Origin of the sequence: Pseudomonas sp. S11P7 (genome assembly GCF_023195435.1) — a bacterium.
GTDB lineage: Bacteria > Pseudomonadota > Gammaproteobacteria > Pseudomonadales > Pseudomonadaceae > Aquipseudomonas > Aquipseudomonas fluorescens_G.
Genome location: NZ_JALPKS020000002.1, coordinates 480523 through 501513, shown reverse-complemented (window position 1 = coordinate 501513; position 20991 = coordinate 480523). Strand labels below are relative to the sequence as shown.

The 20991-nt window shown below is 59.8% G+C and carries 23 protein-coding genes and 1 tRNA gene; 3 read left to right on the top strand and 21 right to left on the bottom strand.

Annotation, left to right across the window (positions count from 1 at the left end):
* Positions 1-22: 22 nt before the first annotated feature.
* The 15 genes from ispG to trmJ all read right to left on the bottom strand — a co-directional run bounded on the left by ispG (position 23) and on the right by trmJ (position 12029).
* Positions 23-1132: a flavodoxin-dependent (E)-4-hydroxy-3-methylbut-2-enyl-diphosphate synthase gene (ispG, locus tag M0746_RS02465; RefSeq protein ID WP_090286025.1), complete on the bottom strand. Its 1110-nt coding sequence runs from the start codon at positions 1130-1132 to the stop codon at positions 23-25.
* 3 nt (positions 1133-1135) lie between these two features.
* Positions 1136-2176: a RodZ domain-containing protein gene (locus tag M0746_RS02460; RefSeq protein ID WP_258448100.1), complete on the bottom strand. Its 1041-nt coding sequence runs from the start codon at positions 2174-2176 to the stop codon at positions 1136-1138.
* The gene (pilW, locus tag M0746_RS02455; protein ID WP_090286029.1) at positions 2176-2934 is read right to left on the bottom strand and encodes a type IV pilus biogenesis/stability protein PilW; all 759 of its coding nucleotides are present in this window, start codon (positions 2932-2934) and stop codon (positions 2176-2178) included. Before pilW ends, M0746_RS02460 begins: the two co-directional genes overlap by 1 nt.
* A gap of 12 nt (positions 2935-2946) precedes the next feature.
* Positions 2947-4095, bottom strand: coding sequence for a 23S rRNA (adenine(2503)-C(2))-methyltransferase RlmN (rlmN, locus tag M0746_RS02450; RefSeq protein ID WP_258448099.1), 1149 nt, complete (start codon positions 4093-4095; stop codon positions 2947-2949).
* 28 nt (positions 4096-4123) lie between these two features.
* A complete protein-coding gene (gene ndk, locus M0746_RS02445; RefSeq protein WP_024014216.1) occupies positions 4124-4549 on the bottom strand; it encodes a nucleoside-diphosphate kinase in 426 nt (141 codons plus the stop codon).
* Positions 4550-4636: 87 nt separating this feature from the next.
* On the bottom strand, positions 4637-4837 hold the full coding sequence (gene iscX, locus M0746_RS02440; protein ID WP_258448098.1) for a Fe-S cluster assembly protein IscX: 201 nt from the start codon (positions 4835-4837) through the stop codon (positions 4637-4639).
* A gap of 14 nt (positions 4838-4851) precedes the next feature.
* A complete protein-coding gene (gene fdx, locus M0746_RS02435) occupies positions 4852-5193 on the bottom strand; it encodes an ISC system 2Fe-2S type ferredoxin (RefSeq protein ID WP_016773327.1) in 342 nt (113 codons plus the stop codon).
* Complete coding sequence (gene hscA / locus M0746_RS02430; protein ID WP_258448097.1) at positions 5193-7058, bottom strand: Fe-S protein assembly chaperone HscA; 1866 nt, start codon at positions 7056-7058, stop codon at positions 5193-5195. The genes fdx and hscA overlap by 1 nt, the downstream gene beginning before the upstream one ends.
* 51 nt (positions 7059-7109) lie before the next feature.
* Positions 7110-7631 (bottom strand): co-chaperone HscB, encoded by a 522-nt coding sequence (gene hscB, locus M0746_RS02425; protein WP_186619860.1) that lies wholly within the window; start codon positions 7629-7631, stop codon positions 7110-7112.
* 8 nt (positions 7632-7639) lie between these two features.
* On the bottom strand, positions 7640-7963 hold the full coding sequence (gene iscA, locus M0746_RS02420) for an iron-sulfur cluster assembly protein IscA (protein WP_010565230.1): 324 nt from the start codon (positions 7961-7963) through the stop codon (positions 7640-7642).
* Positions 7964-7997: 34 nt separating this feature from the next.
* Positions 7998-8384: a Fe-S cluster assembly scaffold IscU gene (iscU, locus tag M0746_RS02415; protein ID WP_003227907.1), complete on the bottom strand. Its 387-nt coding sequence runs from the start codon at positions 8382-8384 to the stop codon at positions 7998-8000.
* 101 nt (positions 8385-8485) lie between these two features.
* A complete protein-coding gene (locus tag M0746_RS02410) occupies positions 8486-9700 on the bottom strand; it encodes an IscS subfamily cysteine desulfurase (RefSeq protein ID WP_258448096.1) in 1215 nt (404 codons plus the stop codon).
* A 48-nt stretch (positions 9701-9748) separates the two neighbouring features.
* Positions 9749-10240, bottom strand: coding sequence for a Fe-S cluster assembly transcriptional regulator IscR (gene iscR, locus M0746_RS02405; protein WP_003227911.1), 492 nt, complete (start codon positions 10238-10240; stop codon positions 9749-9751).
* Between the two features lie 238 nt (positions 10241-10478).
* The gene (gene cysE / locus M0746_RS02400; RefSeq protein ID WP_208939865.1) at positions 10479-11255 is read right to left on the bottom strand and encodes a serine O-acetyltransferase; all 777 of its coding nucleotides are present in this window, start codon (positions 11253-11255) and stop codon (positions 10479-10481) included.
* A 3-nt stretch (positions 11256-11258) separates the two neighbouring features.
* Positions 11259-12029, bottom strand: a complete 771-nt coding sequence (trmJ, locus tag M0746_RS02395) for a tRNA (cytosine(32)/uridine(32)-2'-O)-methyltransferase TrmJ (protein ID WP_258448095.1) — start codon at positions 12027-12029, stop codon at positions 11259-11261.
* A 145-nt stretch (positions 12030-12174) separates the two neighbouring features.
* Between trmJ and suhB the strand changes: the two genes are divergently transcribed.
* A complete protein-coding gene (gene suhB / locus M0746_RS02390) occupies positions 12175-12993 on the top strand; it encodes a type III secretion system regulator SuhB (RefSeq protein WP_203419392.1) in 819 nt (272 codons plus the stop codon).
* Positions 12994-13232: 239 nt separating this feature from the next.
* Here the strand turns inward: suhB and M0746_RS02385 are convergent, their stop codons facing one another.
* From M0746_RS02385 to queA, 6 genes are all read right to left on the bottom strand, one after another.
* Positions 13233-13781 carry a glycine zipper 2TM domain-containing protein gene (locus M0746_RS02385; protein WP_007956693.1) on the bottom strand — a complete coding sequence of 183 codons (549 nt, stop codon included), beginning with the start codon at positions 13779-13781 and terminating at the stop codon, positions 13233-13235.
* Positions 13782-13902: 121 nt separating this feature from the next.
* Entirely contained in the window at positions 13903-14817 is a 915-nt protein-coding gene (gene secF / locus M0746_RS02380; RefSeq protein WP_258448094.1) for a protein translocase subunit SecF, read from the bottom strand.
* Positions 14818-14826: 9 nt separating this feature from the next.
* Positions 14827-16695, bottom strand: coding sequence for a protein translocase subunit SecD (secD, locus tag M0746_RS02375; RefSeq protein ID WP_258448093.1), 1869 nt, complete (start codon positions 16693-16695; stop codon positions 14827-14829).
* 65 nt (positions 16696-16760) lie between these two features.
* A complete protein-coding gene (yajC, locus tag M0746_RS02370) occupies positions 16761-17099 on the bottom strand; it encodes a preprotein translocase subunit YajC (protein WP_007916913.1) in 339 nt (112 codons plus the stop codon).
* Between the two features lie 43 nt (positions 17100-17142).
* Positions 17143-18258, bottom strand: a complete 1116-nt coding sequence (gene tgt, locus M0746_RS02365; protein WP_160768392.1) for a tRNA guanosine(34) transglycosylase Tgt — start codon at positions 18256-18258, stop codon at positions 17143-17145.
* A 14-nt stretch (positions 18259-18272) separates the two neighbouring features.
* Positions 18273-19337, bottom strand: a complete 1065-nt coding sequence (queA, locus tag M0746_RS02360) for a tRNA preQ1(34) S-adenosylmethionine ribosyltransferase-isomerase QueA (RefSeq protein WP_258448092.1) — start codon at positions 19335-19337, stop codon at positions 18273-18275.
* Positions 19338-19445: 108 nt separating this feature from the next.
* Between queA and M0746_RS02355 the strand changes: the two genes are divergently transcribed.
* Both M0746_RS02355 and M0746_RS02350 read left to right on the top strand, forming a co-directional pair.
* A tRNA-Leu gene (locus M0746_RS02355) sits at positions 19446-19530 on the top strand.
* A 164-nt stretch (positions 19531-19694) separates the two neighbouring features.
* A complete protein-coding gene (locus M0746_RS02350) occupies positions 19695-20936 on the top strand; it encodes a tyrosine-type recombinase/integrase (protein ID WP_258448091.1) in 1242 nt (413 codons plus the stop codon).
* The last annotated feature ends 55 nt before the right edge of the window (positions 20937-20991 follow it).

The following is a 20991-nucleotide window of genomic DNA, read 5'->3' as shown; positions in this document are numbered from 1 at the left end:
AAAAATTCCTTAATTCGTTCGATCAGCCGCGCGCGATAACCGCAGCGTCAGCTTCGACCTTCTCGGCCGCTTTCTCGCGGATCAGCCGTTCCAGCTCATCCACCAGATTATCATTCGTCAGTTTCTGCGACGGCTTGCCATCGATGTAAATCAGGTTTGGCGTGCCGCCGGTCAAGCCGATGTGGGCTTCCTTGGCTTCGCCGGGGCCGTTGACCACGCAACCGATCACCGCGACATCCAGCGGCACCAGCAGGTCTTCAAGGCGCCCTTCCAGCTCGTTCATGGTTTTCACCACATCGAAGTTCTGCCGCGAGCAGCTCGGGCAGGCGATGAAGTTGATGCCACGGGAACGCAGATGCAAAGACTTGAGAATGTCGTAGCCGACCTTCACTTCCTCGACCGGGTCGGCCGCCAGCGAGATGCGGATAGTATCGCCAATCCCTTCGGCGAGCAGCATACCTAGGCCGACGGCGGATTTCACTGTGCCCGAACGCAATCCACCGGCTTCAGTGATACCCAGATGCAGCGGCTGGACGATTTCTTTCGCCAGCAGACGGTAGGCTTCGACGGCCATGAACACGTCGGAGGCCTTCACGCTGACCTTGAAGTCCTGGAAATTCAGGCGTTCGAGGTGCTCAACGTGACGCAATGCGGATTCAACCAGCGCCGCCGGCGTCGGCTCGCCGTATTTCTTTTGCAGGTCTTTTTCCAGCGAGCCGGCGTTGACCCCGATGCGGATCGGAATGCCGCGATCACGCGCTGCATCGACCACCGCACGCACTCGGTCTTCACGACCGATGTTGCCCGGGTTGATGCGCAGGCAGTCCACACCGAGTTCGGCGACGCGCAAGGCAATGCGGTAATCGAAGTGAATGTCGGCAACCAATGGCACCTTGACCAGTTGTTTGATCTTGCCGAACGCCTCGGCGGCGTCCATGTCCGGCACCGAAACGCGGACGATATCGACGCCAGCCGCTTCCAGACGGTTGATCTGCGCAACGGTGGCGGCGACGTCATTGGTGTCGCTGTTGGTCATGCTCTGCACCGCGATCGGTGCGTCGCCGCCCACCGGTACGTTGCCGACCCAGATCTTGCGCGAAACGCGACGTTTGATTGGAGATTCGCCGTGCATGACTTATTGACCCAACTTCAGGCGAGCAGTCTCGCCACTGGTGAACGGAGCGATGTCGACCGGCTGGCCGTTGTAGCTGACCTGTGCGGCGCGAGCGACACCCAGACGAACGTTGAGCGGCGGCTTGCCAGCCACGGTCACGCTGTCGCCTTTATGTTTCAGACCGCTGAAAATCACCTTGCCACGGCCATCGGTCACCTGTGCCCAGCAATCGGCGCTGAACTGCAGCTGGACCTGACCTTCGCCGGCAACCGGGGCAGCCGCTTCAGGGCTGGCCGCGGGCGCAACGGGCGCGGTTGGAGCGGCGACGGTTGGCGCTGGCGTTGCGACGTTCGGCGCCGGAGCGGCGGGCGCGGCTACGGTTGGCGCAGGGGTATGAGCCGGGGCGGTCGGTGCGACGCTTGGAGCCGCCGGTGCTGCTGGCGCGGTGGCCGGCGCGGTGGTTTCGGCACCGGTCGATTCGGCGCTGGTTTCGGATTGTGGCAGCGCCAGCGCGGTCGAGCTGTCGGCCTGGTTCTCTTCGACAGCCTGGTCTTCCGGCTCGTCGATCGGATGAATCTGTGTGGTGCCGTCAGCGCCTTCAACTTCGACGTGCTCCGGTGCCAGAGCGGCCAGATCCTTGGTGCGCAGCGAGGTCTGATCCTGCCACCAGACGAAACCGCCGCCGATGACCGCGATCAGCAACAGCAGGCTGACGATACGCAAAATGGTGTGGGAAACCCGCACCGGCTCTTCGATACGGCCGAGGGCGTGAACATTGCTGCCCTGGGAATCGGTGCCGGTGGACTGGTCGAATTGCTGGACCAGCACGCCCTGGTCCATGCCGAGCAATTTGGCGTAGGCGCGAATGTAACCGCGGGCGAAAGTATGCCCCGGCAGCTTGTCGAACGCGCCGGCTTCAAGATTGCTCAGGGACGTCACGGTGAGGTTGAGCTTGAGGGCCACTTCGGCCAGCGACCAGCCATTGCTTTCGCGGGCCTGGCGCAGGGTCTCACCGGGGTTTACGCGATTCGCTGCTACAACTTCGGGATGCGCCGCTTTCATCATTGCTCCGACAGGTATTGCTGATATTCCGGCGTACCGGGATAGAGTCGTTTTAATTGCAGGCCGTAACTGGCGGCCTTGTCGCGATCTTCAAACACTTTTGCCAGCCGAACGCCGAGCAATAGACTACGGGCATTCTGTTCGGTCAACTGGCTGAAACGATCGTAAAAGTCACGCGCGGGCACATAATGCCTGTCTTCGAAGGACAACTCAGCCATTTCCAGCAGCGCGCGCGGTTGTTGACGGTTCAAACGCAGGGCTTTTTCCAGTTGCTGCTGCGCCAGATCGCGCTGACCCAGCTTCGCCGCGGTCATGCCGAGGTTTTCGAACACCCGCGAACGCTCAGGATACAGGGTATCGGCGGCGGCCTGTTCAAATCGCTCGTACGCTTCTTTATAGCGCTGTTCTTCGTAGAGAAAACTGCCGTAGTTGTTGAGGATGCGCGCATCGGCGGGACGTGAGGACAAAGCCTTGCGAAAGTGCTCGTCGGCCAGCTGGGGCTCCATCTCGGACTGAAACACCAGGCCGAGCGCGGCATTGGCATCAGGATCGGAGTCGTCGAGCTCCAGAGCCTTTTTCAACGGCACCTTGGCCCGCTCGGTCATGCCCTGCTGCAGGTAACCCAGCCCCAACTGCACGTAGGCAGCCCGCGCTTCATCGCGGCCCTTGCTGGTCTTCATCGGGTTGTAGTCACCCGACAGGACACAACCAGCACACAGGCTGGCCAACAGCAACAGCAGCGCAAAGCGCAGGGACATAGAGATCCTCTCTTAGTGAGTGTTCGTGGCGTTCTGAGCCAGATCGCTGTCGGCGCTCAACTCACGCACAGCGATGTAACGTTCACTGCGACGGGTGCGATCCAGCACCTGCCCTACCAATTGACCACATGCAGCGTCGATGTCTTCACCACGGGTGGTGCGCACGGTGACGTTGAAACCGGCCTGATGCAACTGATCCTGGAAGCGGCGAATGGCGTTGTTGTTTGGCCGCTCGTACCCGGAATGCGGGAACGGGTTGAACGGGATCAGGTTGATCTTGCACGGGATATCCTTGAGCAACTCGATCATTTCCACCGCGTGCTCAAGCTTGTCGTTGACGTCCTTGAGCAAGGTGTACTCGATGGTCAGCACACGCTTCTCGCCGAGGGCGGACATGTAGCGCTGGCACGACTCGAGCAGCATCTTAAGCGGATATTTCTTGTTGATCGGCACCAATTGGTTACGCAATGCGTCATTCGGTGCGTGCAGGGACAACGCCAGGGACACGTCGATGTGCTTGGCCAGCTCATCGATCATCGGCACCACGCCCGAAGTGGACAGGGTCACGCGGCGCTTGGAGATCCCGTAGCCGAGGTCATCCATCATCAGATGCATGGCGGCGACGACGTTGTCGAAGTTCAGCAGCGGCTCACCCATGCCCATCATCACCACGTTGGTGATGGCACGGTCGACGGTGGCCGGGACGCTGCCGAAAGATTTGTTGGCAATCCACACCTGGCCGATGACTTCGGCGGCGGTGAGGTTGCTGTTGAAGCCTTGCTTGCCGGTGGAGCAGAAACTGCAATCCAGGGCACAGCCTGCCTGGGACGAAACGCACAGAGTGCCGCGTTTGCCCTGGGGAATGTACACGGTCTCGACGCAGCTGCCGGACGCCACGCGCACCACCCATTTACGGGTGCCGTCGCTGGAGATGTCCTCGCTGACCACTTCCGGACCACGCACCTCGGCAATGGCCTTGAGCTTGTCGCGCAAGGCCTTGCTGACGTTCGTCATGGCGTCGAAATCATCGACGCCAAAGTGGTGAATCCATTTCATTACCTGACCGGCACGGAAACGCTTCTCCCCGATTGAGTCGAAGAATTTTTCCATTTCCGGCTGGGTCAGACCCAGCAGGTTGGTTTTCACAGTCGATGTCGTCATGGATTCACCTTCACTCTTAAGCCAATGCTTAGCGAGTGGTTACTTCAGTAGCTGCGAAGAAGTAAGCGATTTCGCGAGCAGCAGCGGCTTCGGAGTCCGAACCGTGAACGGCGTTGGCGTCGATCGACTCGGCGAAGTCAGCACGGATGGTGCCGGCAGCAGCTTCTTTAGGGTTGGTAGCGCCCATCAGCTCACGGTTACGAGCGATGGCGTTTTCGCCTTCCAGAACCTGAACGACAACCGGACCGGAAGTCATGAAAGCAACCAGGTCACCGAAGAAACCGCGCTCGCTGTGCTCAGCGTAGAAGCCTTCGGCTTCGGCTTTGGACAGTTGCTTCAGTTTCGAAGCTACAACGCGCAGGCCAGCGTCTTCGAAGCGAGTGGTGATCTTGCCGATCACGTTTTTAGCAACGGCGTCAGGCTTGATGATGGAGAAAGTACGTTGAACAGCCATGGTGTAACTCCAGAAACGGTAATTTGCGAAAAATTAAACCCGCGAATTATACGCGGGTTCTTGGGTATTGCCTAACCTGCGAGACGATCAGTCCAATTCTGCGGCCCAAAGCTCCTGAACCGCTTCGAGCACCTTCTCGCCGACCCGGCCAGAAGTAGCATCGAAGTCAGGCAGCTCAAGGATCATCTGCTGCAAGCGGACGAAACCTACCGAGTACGGATCGACGCCCTTGTGGGCCTCGGCCAGCTCTTCGGCAATGCGTTGAACATCATTCCAACCGTAGCTCATGACAGTCTTACCAGTCAGTGCGGCGCTTCGGCCGCATGGTTAAGCGAATATTTCGGAATCTCGACGGTGAGGTCTTCTTCACCGACGATGGCCTGACAGGCCAGACGCGATTGCGCTTCCAGACCCCAGGCACGATCGAGGAAGTCTTCTTCCAGCTCATCGGCCTCTTCCAGCGAGTCGAAACCCTCGCGGATGATGCAGTGGCAAGTGGTGCAGGCGCAGACGCCGCCGCAGGCACTTTCCATCTCGATGTGGTGTTCGTGGGCCAGTTCGAGAATCGACGTGCCGGGCGCAGCCTCGACGACCATGCCTTCAGGGCAGAACTTCTCGTGGGGCAGAAAAATGACCTGCGGCATCAGATATCCTCGATTTCATTCAGGTTGCGCCCCGACAGAGCGGCTTTAACCGTCTGATCCATGCGGCGGGCAGCAAAAGCATCGGTCACTTGCGACAGACGCTTGGTCTGCTGCTCAATGGCATAACCATCGGTGCCTTTCATCAGTTCGGCCAGTTCCTGCATTTGCAGGTCGATAACCATGCGCTCTTCGGCGTCGAGCAAACGCTCGCCATCCGCCTCCAGAGCCCCCTGCACCGCTTCGAGCAGGCGCTGGGCGTCGACTTGCTGCTCACGCAGAACGCGGGCGACCTTGTCGTCACTGGCGTACTGGAACGAATCTTTCAGCATCTTGGCGATTTCGCCGTCGGTCAGGCCGTAGGACGGCTTGACCTGGATGCTCGCCTCGACGCCCGAACCCAGCTCACGGGCGGAGACGCTGAGCAGACCGTCGGCATCGACCTGGAAGGTCACACGAATCTTCGCTGCACCGGCGACCATCGCCGGGATGCCACGCAATTCGAAGCGCGCCAGCGAACGGCAGTCGCTGATCAGCTCGCGCTCGCCCTGCAACACATGGATCGCCATGGCCGACTGGCCGTCTTTATAGGTGGTGAAATCCTGAGCGCGAGCGACGGGGATAGTGGTGTTGCGCGGGATCACCTTCTCCATCAGGCCGCCCATGGTCTCCAGGCCCAGAGACAATGGAATCACGTCGAGCAGCAGCAGTTCGCCGCCATCGCGCTTGTTGCCAGCCAAGGTGTCAGCCTGGATCGCGGCCCCGATGGCCACCACTTGATCCGGGTCGATTTCGGTCAGCGGCTGGCGACCAAAGGCTTCGGCAACCGCTTCGCGCACACGTGGCACACGGGTCGAACCGCCGACCATGACCACGGCATGCACGTCTTCGAGTTCGATACCGGAATCGCGAACGGCGCGGCGGCAGGCTTTCAGGCTGCGCGCGACCATCGGTTCGATCAGCGCATCGAAGGCTTCGCGGGTCAGTGGGGCTTTCCAGTCGCCATACGCCACTTCAACACTGGCTGCATCGGTCAGGGCTTCTTTTGCCGCACAAGCGGTTTGCAGCAGATTGCGTTGTGCGCCCGGATCGAGATCGGCGGACAGGCCGGCGCTCTCGATGATCCAGCCGGCAATCGCGTGATCGAAGTCATCGCCGCCCAGCGCGCTGTCGCCGCCAGTGGCCAGAACCTCGAACACACCGCCGGTCAGGCGCAGAATCGAAATATCGAAAGTGCCGCCGCCCAGGTCGTAGATAGCGACCAGACCTTCGGCGTGCTGGTCGAGACCGTACGCCACAGCAGCGGCGGTCGGCTCGTTGAGCAGACGCAGCACGTTCAGACCGGCGAGTTTTGCCGCGTCTTTGGTGGCTTGGCGCTGAGCATCGTCGAAGTAAGCTGGAACGGTAATCACCGCGCCAACCAGTTCGCCACCCAAGGTCGCCTCAGCACGCTGACGCAGGACCTTGAGGATATCGGCGGAGACTTCAACCGGGCTTTTCGGGCCCTGGATCGTGTCGATGAACGGCATGTGCGACTCGCCGCCGACAAAGCGGTACGGCAACTGCTCACCCAATTGCTTGACGTCGGACAGACCACGACCCATCAAGCGCTTGACCGACAGCACGGTATTCAAAGGATCAGAGGCGGCGGCCAGCTTGGCCGACTCGCCAACTTCGACGCGATCGGCGTGATAACGCACCGCGGACGGCAGGATGACCTGCCCGCTGGCGTCGGCCAGCGGTTCGGAGACACCGCTGCGCAGCGCAGCGACGAGCGAATTGGTAGTGCCCAGGTCGATGCCGACAGCCAGACGACGCTGGTGCGGTTGAGGACTTTGGCCGGGTTCGGCGATCTGCAGTAGAGCCATGGTAATCAGGTCTTGTCTGTCTATCAGGCGTGCAATCAGGGCAGCACTGGGTTAATCGTCGAGGCGCTCTTCTAGCTGGCGCACTTCGTAGGTGAGCTTGTCGAGGAACTGCATGCGCCGCATCAGGCGTTCGGCCTGTTCGCGCTGCGCTGCATCATCCCAACAGGCTGCGAAGCTTTCATTGAGCTGTTCCTGAGCGGCCTTGAGGCGACGCTTGAAGACCGCGACCCCCTCGAGATCGGCACTGTCCTGCAGGTCTTCGAGCTCTTCGCGCCATTGCATCTGCTGCAAAAGAAACTCGGGATCGTGGACAGTGACTTCCATCGGCACCTCATGCCCGCTGATTTTCAGCAGGTAGCGCGCACGCTGGGCTGGACTCTTAAGCGTCTGATAGGCGTCGTTGAGCCGTGCCGACTGCTCGAGCGCCGAACGCTGCTCGCGCTCGGAAGCGTCGGCGAAGCGGTCTGGATGAACCCCGCGCGCCAGCTCGCGATAGCGCGTGGCCAACTGCTCGAGATCCAGGCGGAAGCTCGGTTGCAGCTCGAATAAAGCGAAATGACAAGGAATACCCACGACAAGCCTCAGATGTTGAAGCTTTCGCCGCAGCCACATTCACCGCGTACGTTGGGGTTGTTGAACTTGAAGCCTTCGTTCAACCCTTCCTTGACGAAATCGAGCTCGGTGCCGTCCAGGTAGGTCAGGCTTTTCGGGTCGATGATCACTTTTTCGCCGTGACTCTCGAACACCTGATCTTCCGCAACCACCTCGTCGACAAACTCCAGCACGTAGGCAAGGCCGGAACAGCCTGTGGTGCGAACACCCAGACGAATCCCTTCACCTTTGCCGCGCCCGTCGAGGGAGCGCCGCACGTGCCGAGCAGCCGCTTCTGTCATGCTGATAGCCATCGTTGACTCCTTACTCGTCGCCAGATCCAGAAAGTCAGATCAAGCCTTTCTTCTGCTTGTAATCGCGAACAGCCGCTTTGATAGCGTCTTCAGCCAGTACCGAGCAGTGGATTTTCACTGGCGGCAGAGCCAGTTCTTCGGCCAGCTGAGTGTTCTTGATGGTTTCGGCTTCGTCCAGGGTCTTGCCCTTCATCCACTCGGTGGCGAGGGAGCTGGAAGCGATGGCCGAACCGCAGCCGTAGGTCTTGAACTTGGCGTCTTCGATAACGCCCTGATCGTTGACCTTGATTTGCAGACGCATCACGTCGCCGCACGCCGGAGCGCCGACCATGCCGGTGCCGACATCAGGATCTTCCGCGTTCATCTTGCCGACGTTGCGCGGGTTTTCGTAGTGGTCGATGACCTTTTCGCTGTAAGCCATGATTCTCAATCCTCACTCATCAGGGCCGCTCTTGAGACCCTGCAACTGCGCTGCGTGAACCGCCGCGTCGCTACAGGATCTGTACCCGGCGGCTTCTTTGGTTAGTGTGCCGCCCACTCGATTTTCGAGATATCGACGCCATCTTTGTACATGTCCCACAGCGGCGACAGAGCGCGCAGCTTGGTAACGGCCTCGCAGACTTTCTGCGCGGCGTAGTCGATTTCTTCTTCGGTGGTGAAACGGCCGAAGGTAAAGCGGATCGAGCTGTGTGCCAGTTCATCGTTGCGGCCCAGGGCGCGCAGTACGTACGAAGGCTCCAGCGACGCCGAGGTGCACGCCGAACCGGACGATACCGCCAGATCCTTGAGTGCCATGATCAGCGACTCGCCTTCAACGTAGTTGAAGCTCAGGTTCAGGTTGTGCGGAACGCGGGCGGTCAGACTGCCGTTGACGTACAGCTCTTCCAGATGCTCGACCTGCTTGTAGAAACGGTCGCTCAAGGCTTTGATACGGACGTTTTCAGCGGCCATGTCTTCTTTGGCCACACGGAACGCTTCGCCCATGCCGACGATCTGGTGAGTCGCCAGGGTGCCGGAACGCATGCCACGTTCGTGACCGCCACCGTGCATGGTCGCCTCGATACGCACACGCGGCTTGCGGCTGACGTACAGCGCGCCAATACCTTTAGGACCGTAGGTCTTGTGCGCGGAGAACGACATCATGTCGACTTTCAGTTTCTGCAGATCGATGTCGACCTTGCCAGTGGACTGAGCGGCGTCGACGTGGAACAGCACGCCCTTGGAGCGCAGCAGTTCGCCGATCGCAGCGATGTCGTTGACGGTGCCGATTTCGTTGTTCACGTGCATCACCGACACCAGGATAGTGTCTTCGCGCAGTGCCGCATCGATCATCGACGGAGTGATCAGACCGTCTTCGGTCGGCTCAAGGTAGGTCACTTCGAAACCTTCGCGCTCGAGTTGGCGCATGGTGTCGAGAACGGCCTTGTGTTCGATCTTGCTGGTGATCAGGTGCTTGCCCTTGGAGGCGTAGAAATGTGCCGCACCCTTGATTGCCAGGTTGTCGGACTCGGTCGCACCGGAGGTCCAGACGATTTCGCGCGGATCGGCATTGACCAGATCGGCCACCTGACGACGGGCGTTTTCGACCGACTCTTCAGCCTTCCAGCCAAATACGTGGGAGCGCGACGCCGGGTTGCCGAAGTTTCCGTCAACCAGCAGGCATTCACTCATTTTTTGCGCAACACGCGGATCAACCGGGGTGGTCGCTGAGTAATCAAGGTAAATCGGCAATTTCATGGACTATCTCCTAAATCAGGGCTGGCGTGCCGTTGGGCTCTCTGGCGGTCATTCGACGGCGGACGCTTCAATCTTGTCCAGGCGTGGCGCCTTGCTGTTGCAACGGCGCTGGTCCTGACGCTGGGCTACTTCTTGCACCTCACGGCGAGTCACAAGATCAGCCAAGCTGATACCACTTAGAAATTCGTGAATCTGCAGGCTCAGGTCGCACCACAGATGGTGGGTCAGGCAGGTGTCGCCGGAATGGCAATCGCCCTGGCCCTGGCACTTGGTGGCGTCGACCGATTCGTTCACCGCATCAATTACCTGGGCGACCTGGATGCCCTGCATGTCGCGGGACAACTGGTAGCCACCACCGGGACCGCGAACACTGGAAACCAGGTTGCTGCGACGCAGTTTGGCGAACAGCTGTTCGAGGTAGGACAGGGAGATGCCTTGGCGCTCGGAGATATCGGCCAGGGACACCGGCCCGTGCTGCGCGTGCAACGCCAGGTCAAGCATGGCGGTCACGGCGTATCGGCCTTTTGTAGTCAGTCGCATGGACAGTTACCACGGAGTTCAGAATGGGCGGGAGTATGCAATTCCCGAGCATTTAAGTCAACTATAAGACCTAGTGCTTTAGTCGGGTTTACCCGCAAAAGAGCGCGCGCACTATAGCAAAGGCCTGTGACGTACAGCCAGCGCAACCGTGTAATCGTTCATCGCGAGCAGGCTCGCTCCCACAGGTGATCGCATTTCAATGTGGAAGCGAGCCCGCTCGCGAAGGCCGCGCTGCGGTTTAGCCTGCTTTGGATTCGTCTTTGCCCTTCACACAGGCAAAGTCTTCTTCACGCAGCTCAGGCAGATCTTTCGCACAGTAATTGCTGCCCAGATCCTTCAACGCGCCGCACATGCCTTCCAGACGCCCGTCGACCGCTTGCAGGTGATCGAGCAACTGGCCAATGGCGCGCGCCACCGGGTCGGGCATGTCTTCGCTGACGCCATAGGCATCGAAACCGATCTTCTCGGCCATGGCCTTGCGCTTGGCGTCCTGCTCTTCATCGGACTTGACGATGATGCGCCCCGGAATCCCCACCACAGTGGCGCCCGGCGGCACTTCCTTGGTCACCACCGCGTTGGAACCGACCTTGGCACCGGCACCGACCGTGAACGGACCAAGGACCTTGGCGCCCGCGCCGACCACCACACCGTCACCCAGCGTCGGGTGGCGCTTGCCCTTGTTCCAGCTGGTGCCACCGAGGGTCACGCCCTGATAGATGGTCACGTCATCGCCAATCTCGGCGGTCTCACCGATAACGATACCCATGCCGTGGTCGATGAAGAACCGACGGCCGACCTTGGCGCCCGGATGAATCTCGATGCCAGTCAGCCAGCGACCGAAGTTCGACACCAGCCGCGCCAGCCACTTCAGATCGTTGCGCCAGAGCATGCCGGCCAGGCGATGAATCCAGATCGCATGCATGCCGGGGTAGCAGGTCAGGACTTCAAAAGCGTTACGCGCCGCCGGGTCTCGATGGAAAACGCTCTGGATATCTTCACGCAAACGCTCAAACATCATTCAGTCCTTCCGCTTAAGAAGCTCACCACGGGCCGCTTTCTGGGTTTCCGTGAGAATGCCCCGCAAAATATTCATTTCCGCCCGGCTGACCGAGCTGCGTCCGTACAACCGGCGCAGACGCGCCATCAAGTGCCGGGGTTTTTCCGGGTCGAGAAACTCGATCGCGACCAATGTCTGCTCCAGATGCTCGTAAAAGCGCTCCAGCTCATCCATGGTCGCCAGCTCGGCGCTTTTCACCGAAGCCACTTCTTCTTTTTCGACCTTGCTCGGCTGACCCTGCGAGGCCAGCCAGGACATGCGCACTTCATAGCTCAACACCTGCACCGCCGCCCCCAGGTTCAGCGAGCTGAACGTCGGGTCGGAAGGGATGTGCACGTGAAAGTGACATCGCTGCAGCTCTTCGTTGGTCAGGCCGGAATCTTCGCGCCCGAACACCAGAGCGATTTCGGCGCCCTGCCCGGCCTCTTCCACGACTTTGGTCCCGCATTCACGCGGATCGAGCAGCGGCCACGGAATACGCCGATCTCGCGCACTGGTGCCGAGCACCAGATTGCAGCCGACCAGGGCATCTTCCAAAGTGGCGACGACCTGCGCGTTTTCAAGGATGTCTCCGGCACCGGATGCGCGGGCATCGGCTTCGTGGTGCGGAAACTGGCGTGGCTCGACCAGCACCAGACGCGACAGACCCATGTTTTTCATGGCGCGCGCGGCCCCGCCGATATTGCCGGGGTGGCTGGTATTGACCAGGACGACACGAATGTTCTGCAGCAAGGGAGGCGCTCTCGGACATTGGAAAGGGGGGCAAATCTTACAGAACAGCCTACCGTTAAGCTATGAAAGCGAACAGCGTCCTTCACCTGAAGAAAAGTTCTGATAGAATGCGCGGCTTTCTTTAACAACCTTAGGTGACACATCCATGCAGCCCATGCTGAATATCGCGCTGCGCGCCGCCCGCAGCGCCAGTGAACTGATCTTCCGCTCCATCGAGCGCCTGGATACCATCAAGGTCGACGAAAAAGACGCCAAGGATTATGTATCCGAGGTCGATCGCGCCGCTGAACAGAAAATCATCGATGCCCTGCGCAAGGCTTACCCGAATCACTCGATCCAGGGTGAAGAGACCGGCCTGCACGCTGGCACCGGCATCGAAGGCGAAGAGTACCTGTGGATCATCGATCCACTGGACGGCACCACCAACTTCCTGCGTGGCATTCCGCACTTCGCAGTCAGCATCGCCTGCAAATACCGTGGTCGCCTGGAACACGCTGTGGTTCTGGACCCGGTGCGCCAGGAAGAATTCACCGCCAGCCGTGGTCGCGGCGCACAACTGAACGGTCGTCGCCTGCGCGTCAGCGGCCGCACCAGCCTTGACGGCGCCCTGCTGGGTACCGGCTTCCCGTTCCGCAACGACCAGATGGACAACCTCGACAACTACCTGGGCATGTTCCGCTCCCTGGTCGGCCAGACTGCCGGCATCCGCCGCGCTGGCGCAGCGAGCCTGGACCTGGCCTACGTGGCTGCCGGTCGTTTCGATGCGTTCTGGGAGTCGGGTCTGTCCGAGTGGGACATGGCGGCAGGCGCCCTGCTGATTCAGGAAGCCGGCGGCCTGGTGAGCGACTTCACCGGCGGTCACGACTTCCTTGAAAAAGGCCACATCGTTGCCGGCAACACCAAATGCTTCAAGGCAGTCCTGACGGCGATCCAGCCGCACCTGCCGGCTTCGCTGAAGCGTTAAGCTTCGGACGAATCAGAAAAGCACCCTTCGGGGTGCTTTTTTTATGCCCAATTTTCAGGCCTCGTAGATCTCATGTGGGAGCGAGCCTGCTCGCGAAGGCGGTGTATCAGCAAAATGGATCTTGAATGATGAACCGCATTCGCGAGCAGGCTCGCTCCCACAGAGGAGCATTGCTGAGCCATAAATTGCAGGCACAAAAAAGCACCCCGCAGGGTGCTTCTTTTCAAAACAGTGGCGCTTTACTGACCCGGCTCGTTCTGCGACAGGATCAGCTTGCCTTCCTTGTCGACCGGAATCTGGTTGCCCGGATCGCGGTCCATCCGCACTTTACCTTCCTTGCCATCGAGCGAGTAACGCACGTCGTAACCGACGACCTTGTCGCTGATGTCATTGACCGTGTTGCAGCGGGTTTGCGTGGTGGTGTAGGTGTCACGCTCCTGCATGCCCTCCTGCACCTTGTTACCCGCGTAACCGCCACCGACCGCACCGGCCACCGTGGCAATCTTCTTGCCGGTGCCGCCGCCAATCTGGTTGCCCAGCAAACCACCGGCCAGCGCGCCGACCACGGTCCCGGCGATCTGGTGTTGATCTTTCACCGGTGCCTGACGGGTCACCGTTACATCCTTGCATACTTCACGTGGAGTCTTGATCTGTGTCTTGACCGGCTCAACGGCTAGCACTTGCGCATACTCAGGGCCGCTTTTAACCAGGCTGTAGGTGGCAACAGCACCCCCGGCTGTAACACCGACAGCACCCAATACCGCACCAACCAGCAACGACTTGTTCACATGAACCTCCTGACCATCACATGCGGGACGCGCCCGCGCTTCTCCCAGCCTTGGAGCACAAAAAAAGGCGCGAGTTCAACTCGCGCCTTTCATGGGCTGACAGCCGGGATGTCGAGGGCCGTTATGGACGGTCGTCGACTTCCTGCTCGGTGTTCGCCGGAGGAATCAGGTCCTCAGTGGTCAGGTTCAGCCAGATCAGCACGACGTTGGCGATGTAGATCGACGAGTACGTACCCGCCAGCACGCCGATGAACAGCGCGATGGAAAAGCCGAACAGGTTGTCGCCGCCGAAGAACAGCAGCGCCGCGATCGCCAGCAAGGTCGAGATCGACGTCGCCATGGTGCGCAGCAGGGTCTGGGTGGTCGAGATGTTGATGTTCTCGATCAGCGACGCCTTGCGCAGGACACGGAAGTTCTCCCGCACCCGGTCGAACACGACGATGGTGTCGTTCAGCGAGTAACCGATGATCGCCAGTACCGCCGCCAGCACCGTCAGGTCGAAGGTGATCTGGAAGAACGACAGGATACCGATGGTCACGATCACGTCGTGGATCAGCGACACGATGGCGCCGACCGCGAACTTCCACTGAAAGCGGAAAGCCAGGTAGATCAGGATGCCGCCCAGCGCCAGGAGCATGCCGAGGCCGCCCTGGTCGCGCAGCTCTTCACCGACCTGCGGGCCGACGAACTCGACACGCTTGACCGTCGCCGGGTTGTCGCCGCCGACCTTCTGCAGCGCTTCCGCGACCTGATGGCCGAGCTGCGGGTCTTCACCCGGCATGCGCACCAGCAGGTCAGTGGTGGCGCCGAAGTTCTGCACGACGGCTTCGTGGTAACCCGAGGTCGCCAACTGCTCGCGGACCTTGGTGACATCGGCCGGACGCTCGTAGGTCAGCTCGATGAGCGTACCGCCGGTGAAGTCCAGGCCCCAGTTCATGCCTTTGGTGACAACGCTGAATACCGCCAGCAGGGTCAGAAAAACCGTGACGCCGAACGCGAAGTTGCGAACGCCCATGAAGTTGATAGTACGTAACATGGCAGCCCCTTAAATCCACAACTTCTTGAAGTCACGTCCGCCAAAGATCAGGTTGACCATTGCGCGGGTCACCATGATGGCCGTGAACATCGAGGTAAAGATCCCGAGGGACATGGTCACTGCGAAGCCCTTCACCGGGCCGGTGCCCATGGCGAAGAGAATGCCGCCGACCAGCAAGGTGGTCAGGTTGGCGTCGAGAATCGCGGTGAATGCCCGGCCGAAGCCTTCGTTGATTGCGCGCTGCACGGTCATGCCGGCGGCGATCTCTTCACGGATCCGCGAGAAGATCAGCACGTTGGCGTCGACCGCCATACCCATGGTCAAGACGATACCGGCGATGCCCGGGAGGGTCAGCGTGGCCCCCAGCAGCGACATCAGCGCCAGCAACAGCACCATGTTCACCGCCAGCGCGACGGTGGCGATAACGCCGAAGAAGCGGTAGATGGCGATGATGAACAGCGACACGAACAGCATGCCCCACAGCGATGCATCGATACCTTTGGTGATGTTGTCAGCACCCAGGCTCGGACCGATTGTGCGCTCTTCGGCGAAGTACATCGGCGCCGCCAGACCACCGGCACGCAGCAGCAACGCCAGCTCGGACGATTCGCCCTGGCCGTTCAGGCCGGTGATACGGAACTGCGCACCCAGCGGCGACTGAATGGTCGCCAGGCTGATGATCTTCTTCTCTTCCTTGAAGGTCTGCACCGGCACGTCTTTCTCGACGCCGTTGACCACCTGCTTGGTGTAAGTGGTCACCGGGCGTTGCTCGATGAAGATCACCGCCATGCTGCGACCGACGTTGGAACGGGTCGCGCGGCTCATCAGCTCGCCACCGTGGCCATCCAGACGGATGTTCACTTCCGGCGTGCCGTGCTCGCCGAAACCGGCCTTGGCGTCGGTGACCTGGTCGCCCGTGATGATCAGACCACGTTCGATCTGCGCCGGCGGACGATTGCCTTCACGGAATTCGAACGACTCGGAAGTGGCTTTCGAAGCGCCCGGCTCAGCGGCCAGACGGAACTCAAGGTTGGCCGTCTTGCCGAGAATACGCTTGGCTTCGGCAGTGTCCTGCACGCCCGGCAGTTCAACCACGATGCGGTTGGCGCCCTGACGCTGCACGATCGGTTCGGCAACACCCAGCTCGTTGACCCGGTTACGTACCGTGGTCAGGTTCTGCTTGATCGAGTATTCACGGATTTCCGCCAGCTTGGCCGGGGTCATCGCCAGACGCAGCACCGGTTGACCATTGAGGTCGGCCGGAACAATGTCGAAATCGTTGAAGTTCTTGCGGATCAGGCTGCGGGCCTGTTCGCGGCTGTCTTCGTCAGCGAAGCCCAGCTGGATGGCACCGCCCAGTTGCGGCAGGCTGCGATAGCGCAGCTTCTCTTTGCGCAGCAGGCTCTTGACGTCGCCTTCGTAAACTTTCAGGCGTGCATCGAGGGCTTTGTCCATGTCCACTTCAAGCAGGAAGTGCACCCCACCGGACAAGTCCAGACCCAGCTTCATCGGGTGCGCGCCCAGATTGCGCAGCCATTGCGGAGTGGTCTGTGCCAGGTTCAGCGCGACGACGTAGTCATCACCCAATGCCTTGCGCACAACGTCCTTGGCCGGCAGCTGGTCTTCAGCCTTGGCCAGACGGATCAGACCGCCCTTGCCGCCCGAGGTCAGCGTGGCCGCCTTGACGTTGATGCCGGATTCTTTCAGCGCCGTGCTGACGCGATCCAGATCGGCCTGATTGACCTGCAGGGCCGTGCTGGCGCCGCTGATCTGAATGGCCGGGTCATCAGGGTAAAGATTGGGAGCGGAATAAATCAGACCGATCGCCAGCACCGCCAGGATCAGAATGTATTTCCACAGAGGGTATTTGTTCAGCATCACGCCGCCCGTTATGAACGCGGGGCGCCTTGCGCGCCCCGTCGATTGAGTAGAAGTTGTTGCTCTTAGATCGCTTTCAGCGTGCCTTTTGGCAGCGTGGCGGCGATGGCGCCTTTCTGGAACTTCATTTCAACGGTGTCGGAGACTTCCAGAACCACGAAGTCATCGGCAACCTTGGTGATCTTGCCGGCGATGCCGCCAGTGGTCACGACTTCGTCGCCTTTCTGCAGGCTGCTCAGCAGGTTCTTCTGCTCTTTGGCGCGCTTGGCCTGTGGACGCCAGATCATCAGGTAGAAGATGACCAGGAAGCCGACCAGGAAAATCCACTCGAAGCCGCCGCCCATTGGGCCTGCAGCAGCCGGTGCAGCTGCGTCAGCCATGGCGTTAGAGATAAAAAAGCTCATTTAGCACTCCAGTTGCAAATGTTGAATCTTGGGGTCAGAAAACTCAGTCCAAAGGCGGAACGGGAAGTCCGCGTTTGGCGTAGAAGGCATCGACAAAGGCGGCCAATGTACCCTGTTGAATAGCCTCGCGCAAACCAGCCATCAGCACCTGATAATGGCGCAAGTTATGGATGGTATTGAGCATGCTGCCGAGCATTTCGCCGCACTTGTCCAGGTGGTGCAGATAAGCGCGCGAGAAGTTCTGGCAGGTATAGCAATCGCAGGTCGGATCCAGCGGCGATTCATCATGGCGATGGAACGCGTTACGGATCTTCAGCACGCCGGTATCAATGAACAGATGCCCATTGCGGGCATTACGGGTTGGCATCACGCAATCGAACATGTCCACACCGCGGCGCACACCCTCAACCAGATCTTCCGGTTTGCCAACGCCCATAAGGTAACGAGGTTTGTCAGCGGGCATCTGCCCTGGCAGGTAATCGAGCACCTTGATCATTTCGTGCTTCGGTTCACCCACCGACAGACCGCCGATGGCGAGGCCGTCGAAGCCGATCTTGTCGAGGCCTTCGAGCGAGCGCATGCGCAGGTTTTCATGCATGCCGCCCTGGACGATGCCGAACAGCGCCGCGGTGTTGTCACCATGGGCATTCTTCGAACGCTGGGCCCAGCGCAACGACAATTCCATCGATACGCGAGCGACGTCTTCGTCAGCCGGGTACGGCGTGCATTCGTCGAAGATCATCACGATGTCGGAGCCGAGATCGCGCTGCACCTGCATCGACTCTTCCGGGCCCATGAACACTTTCGCGCCATCGACCGGCGAGGCGAAGGTCACGCCCTCCTCCTTGATCTTGCGCATAGCACCGAGGCTGAACACCTGGAAGCCGCCGGAGTCGGTCAGGATCGGGCCTTTCCATTGCATGAAATCATGCAGGTCGCCGTGCTCCTTGATCACCTGCGTGCCGGGACGCAGCCACAGGTGGAAGGTGTTGCCCAGAATGATCTCCGCGCCCGTGGCGACGATGTCACGCGGCAACATGCCCTTGACCGTGCCGTAGGTGCCGACCGGCATGAACGCCGGGGTCTCGACGGTGCCACGGGGAAAGGTCAGGCGACCACGGCGAGCCTTGCCATCGGTGGCCAGCAGCTCAAAGGACATTCGACATTCGCGACTCATTCTGTTTCCTCTGGGCCTGATTGTTCAGGGGCAGTTGGAGCGGGATTGCGGGTGATGAACATCGCATCACCGTAGCTGAAAAAGCGGTAACCGTTGTCGACCGCGGCTTTGTAGGCAGCCATGGTTTCCGGGTAACCGGCAAACGCCGAAACCAGCATCAACAGCGTCGATTCCGGCAAATGGAAATTGGTCACCAGGGCATCGACCACATGAAACGGCCGGCCCGGGTAGATAAAGATGTCGGTGTCGCCACTGAACGGCTTGAGCACACCATCGCGCGCCGCACTCTCCAGCGAACGCACACTGGTCGTGCCGACCGCGACCACTCGACCACCGCGCCCCCGGCACGCTGCCACTGCATCGACAACGTCCTGGCCGACTTCCAGCCACTCGGTGTGCATGTGGTGATCTTCGATCTTGTCGACGCGTACCGGCTGGAACGTCCCCGCACCGACGTGCAGCGTGACGAACGCCGTCTCGACGCCCTTGGCCGCAATCACTTCCAGCAACGGCTGATCGAAATGCAGCCCCGCCGTCGGCGCCGCCACCGCGCCCAGACGCTCGGCGTACACGGTCTGATAACGCTCGCGATCCGAGCCCTCATCCGGGCGGTCTATATAAGGAGGCAACGGCATGTGCCCGACACGATCAAGCAGCGGCAGCACTTCTTCAGCGAAGCCCAGCTCGAACAGCGCATCGTGACGCGCCAGCATCTCGGCTTCGCCACCGCCGTCGATAAGAATCTTCGACCCCGGCTTCGGCGACTTGCTCGAGCGCACATGCGCCAGCACGCGGTGGCTGTCGAGCACGCGCTCGACGAGAATTTCCAGCTTGCCGCCGGACGCTTTCTGCCCGAACAGCCGCGCCGGAATCACCCGGGTATTGTTGAACACCATCAAATCGCCCGGGCGCAAATGCTCAAGCAAATCAGTGAATTGACGGTGTGCCAGGGCGCCGCTCGGACCATCGAGGGTCAGCAGGCGACTACCGCGACGCTCGGCCAAAGGATGGCGGGCGATCAGCGAATCAGGAAGCTCGAAAGTAAAGTCAGCAACGCGCATGATGGGGTTCGTCTAGCAGGGCCGGAAAGTCTAGCGGAAATATCAAAAATTGACCATGAAACGTGATTGACCAACGGTAATGACCTCTCTATACTTCGCCGCCATTGAGCCCTGATGGCGGAATTGGTAGACGCGGCGGATTCAAAATCCGTTTTCGAAAGGAGTGGGAGTTCGAGTCTCCCTCGGGGCACCACATAGCAGTATCTGAGAGTCTCTACCAGTCTCTCAGACCCAAAGAAACCGGCCACTTGGCCGGTTTTTTTGTGTCTGTCTGTCTACCCCTGTCCATCCTCATCCGTTGTATCCCTGTATCCCTGCTTGTATCCTGAGAAAAGTACCGAACTTTGGGATACAAGGATGAAGCGCGCAGATATCAAGCGTCGGCCTCTAGCAGATACCACACTCGCGGGGCTGGAGCCGGAATCAAAGGAATACCGAGAGCTGGATGGAAATGGCCTCTACTTCAGGGTCAAACCTGATGGGGGCAAATCTTGGCAGCTCCGCTATAAACGCCCGGCGGGTAATTGGGCTTGGATGGGGCTGGGGGGTTACCCAGAGGTAAGCGGCGCGCTAGCAAGAGACAAAGCTGCCGAGCTACGCAAAGTAGTGAGCAGTGGTGCCGACCCCCTCGAGCAAAAGCGATCGGCAAAAGCAGCAATTGATGCAGCTAAAAGTCGAACCTTCCGAGCGGCTGCTGACGCTTGGTTAAAGGCGAAAGAAGAAAAGGGTCTGGCTCCGTCCACCCTCAATAAGATTCGCACATACCTCGACAAGGACATTCTCCCAGCGCTCGGGGACAAACCTCTCGACGAAATCACCCGGACAGATTGCGCAGATCTGCAAGCATCCATAGAAGCGAGAGACGCTCACAACGTAGCGGAAAAGTGTCGCACCTGGATCAATCAGATCTTCGGTCGAGCGATTGGATTAGGCTTGACCGAGAACGACCCGGGAAGCCGACTTCGCGATATCGCCGCTCAAGCACCGAAAACTCAACAGCATCCTCATTTGCTGGAACCTGAGCTTGGCGACTTTTTGAACGCACTAAGGCACACCCCCAGCAGGCTAACGGCTCGAACAGCTGCATGGCTGTGCATATGGACGGCATCGCGACCGGGAATGGTCCGTTTAGCCGAATGGAAGGAGTTCGACCTTGATAAAGCGATTTGGACGACACCAGCCGCCAAAATGAAAATGCGCAGGGATTTCGTGTGCCCGCTCCCTAAGCAAGCGCTAATCGCCCTCAAGGAACTCCAGTGCCTAACAGGACGCAGTCGGTGGTTATTCCCCGGTGTCGGGGCCAAGAACCCGACAATCAGTGAAAACACAATCAACAAAGTCTTCGCGACGGTTGGCTACAAAGGTCGCTTGGTCGGCCACGGAACTAGACATACCGCTAGCACTTTGCTCAGGGAACACGGCTGGCCAAAAGAGCACGTAGAAGCACAGCTCGCTCACAAAGAAGAGGGAATTTCAGGGATTTACAATAAGGCTCAATATCTCGATCACAGAGTGAAGATGATGCAGTGGTACGCGGATTACCTGGACCAGTTAGCAGCCGGAAATGTCGTTCACGGGCATTTTGAAAAAGTGGTATGAACGTGCGTTTCCATATCCTCCCAAAAATTGGTGTTACAGGTGTTACGCATGTAAC

Coding starts and splice junctions, on each gene's coding strand:
- yajC (WP_007916913.1), bottom strand. CDS start 17,099: ATGAGCTTTTTTATCTCTAACGCCATGGCTGACGCAGCTGCACCGGCT.
- M0746_RS02350 (WP_258448091.1), top strand. CDS start 19,695: ATGAAGCGCGCAGATATCAAGCGTCGGCCTCTAGCAGATACCACACTC.
- ispG (WP_090286025.1), bottom strand. CDS start 1,132: ATGCACGGCGAATCTCCAATCAAACGTCGCGTTTCGCGCAAGATCTGG.
- cysE (WP_208939865.1), bottom strand. CDS start 11,255: ATGTTTGAGCGTTTGCGTGAAGATATCCAGAGCGTTTTCCATCGAGAC.
- pilW (WP_090286029.1), bottom strand. CDS start 2,934: ATGTCCCTGCGCTTTGCGCTGCTGTTGCTGTTGGCCAGCCTGTGTGCT.
- iscA (WP_010565230.1), bottom strand. CDS start 7,963: ATGGCTATCAGCATGACAGAAGCGGCTGCTCGGCACGTGCGGCGCTCC.
- suhB (WP_203419392.1), top strand. CDS start 12,175: ATGCAGCCCATGCTGAATATCGCGCTGCGCGCCGCCCGCAGCGCCAGT.
- secD (WP_258448093.1), bottom strand. CDS start 16,695: ATGCTGAACAAATACCCTCTGTGGAAATACATTCTGATCCTGGCGGTG.
- M0746_RS02410 (WP_258448096.1), bottom strand. CDS start 9,700: ATGAAATTGCCGATTTACCTTGATTACTCAGCGACCACCCCGGTTGAT.
- iscU (WP_003227907.1), bottom strand. CDS start 8,384: ATGGCTTACAGCGAAAAGGTCATCGACCACTACGAAAACCCGCGCAAC.
- M0746_RS02460 (WP_258448100.1), bottom strand. CDS start 2,176: ATGAAAGCGGCGCATCCCGAAGTTGTAGCAGCGAATCGCGTAAACCCC.
- hscA (WP_258448097.1), bottom strand. CDS start 7,058: ATGGCTCTACTGCAGATCGCCGAACCCGGCCAAAGTCCTCAACCGCAC.
- tgt (WP_160768392.1), bottom strand. CDS start 18,258: ATGTCCTTTGAGCTGCTGGCCACCGATGGCAAGGCTCGCCGTGGTCGC.
- fdx (WP_016773327.1), bottom strand. CDS start 5,193: ATGCCGCAGGTCATTTTTCTGCCCCACGAGAAGTTCTGCCCTGAAGGC.
- secF (WP_258448094.1), bottom strand. CDS start 14,817: ATGTTACGTACTATCAACTTCATGGGCGTTCGCAACTTCGCGTTCGGC.
- rlmN (WP_258448099.1), bottom strand. CDS start 4,095: ATGACGACATCGACTGTGAAAACCAACCTGCTGGGTCTGACCCAGCCG.
- iscR (WP_003227911.1), bottom strand. CDS start 10,240: ATGCGACTGACTACAAAAGGCCGATACGCCGTGACCGCCATGCTTGAC.
- ndk (WP_024014216.1), bottom strand. CDS start 4,549: ATGGCTGTTCAACGTACTTTCTCCATCATCAAGCCTGACGCCGTTGCT.
- queA (WP_258448092.1), bottom strand. CDS start 19,337: ATGCGCGTTGCTGACTTTACTTTCGAGCTTCCTGATTCGCTGATCGCC.
- iscX (WP_258448098.1), bottom strand. CDS start 4,837: ATGAGCTACGGTTGGAATGATGTTCAACGCATTGCCGAAGAGCTGGCC.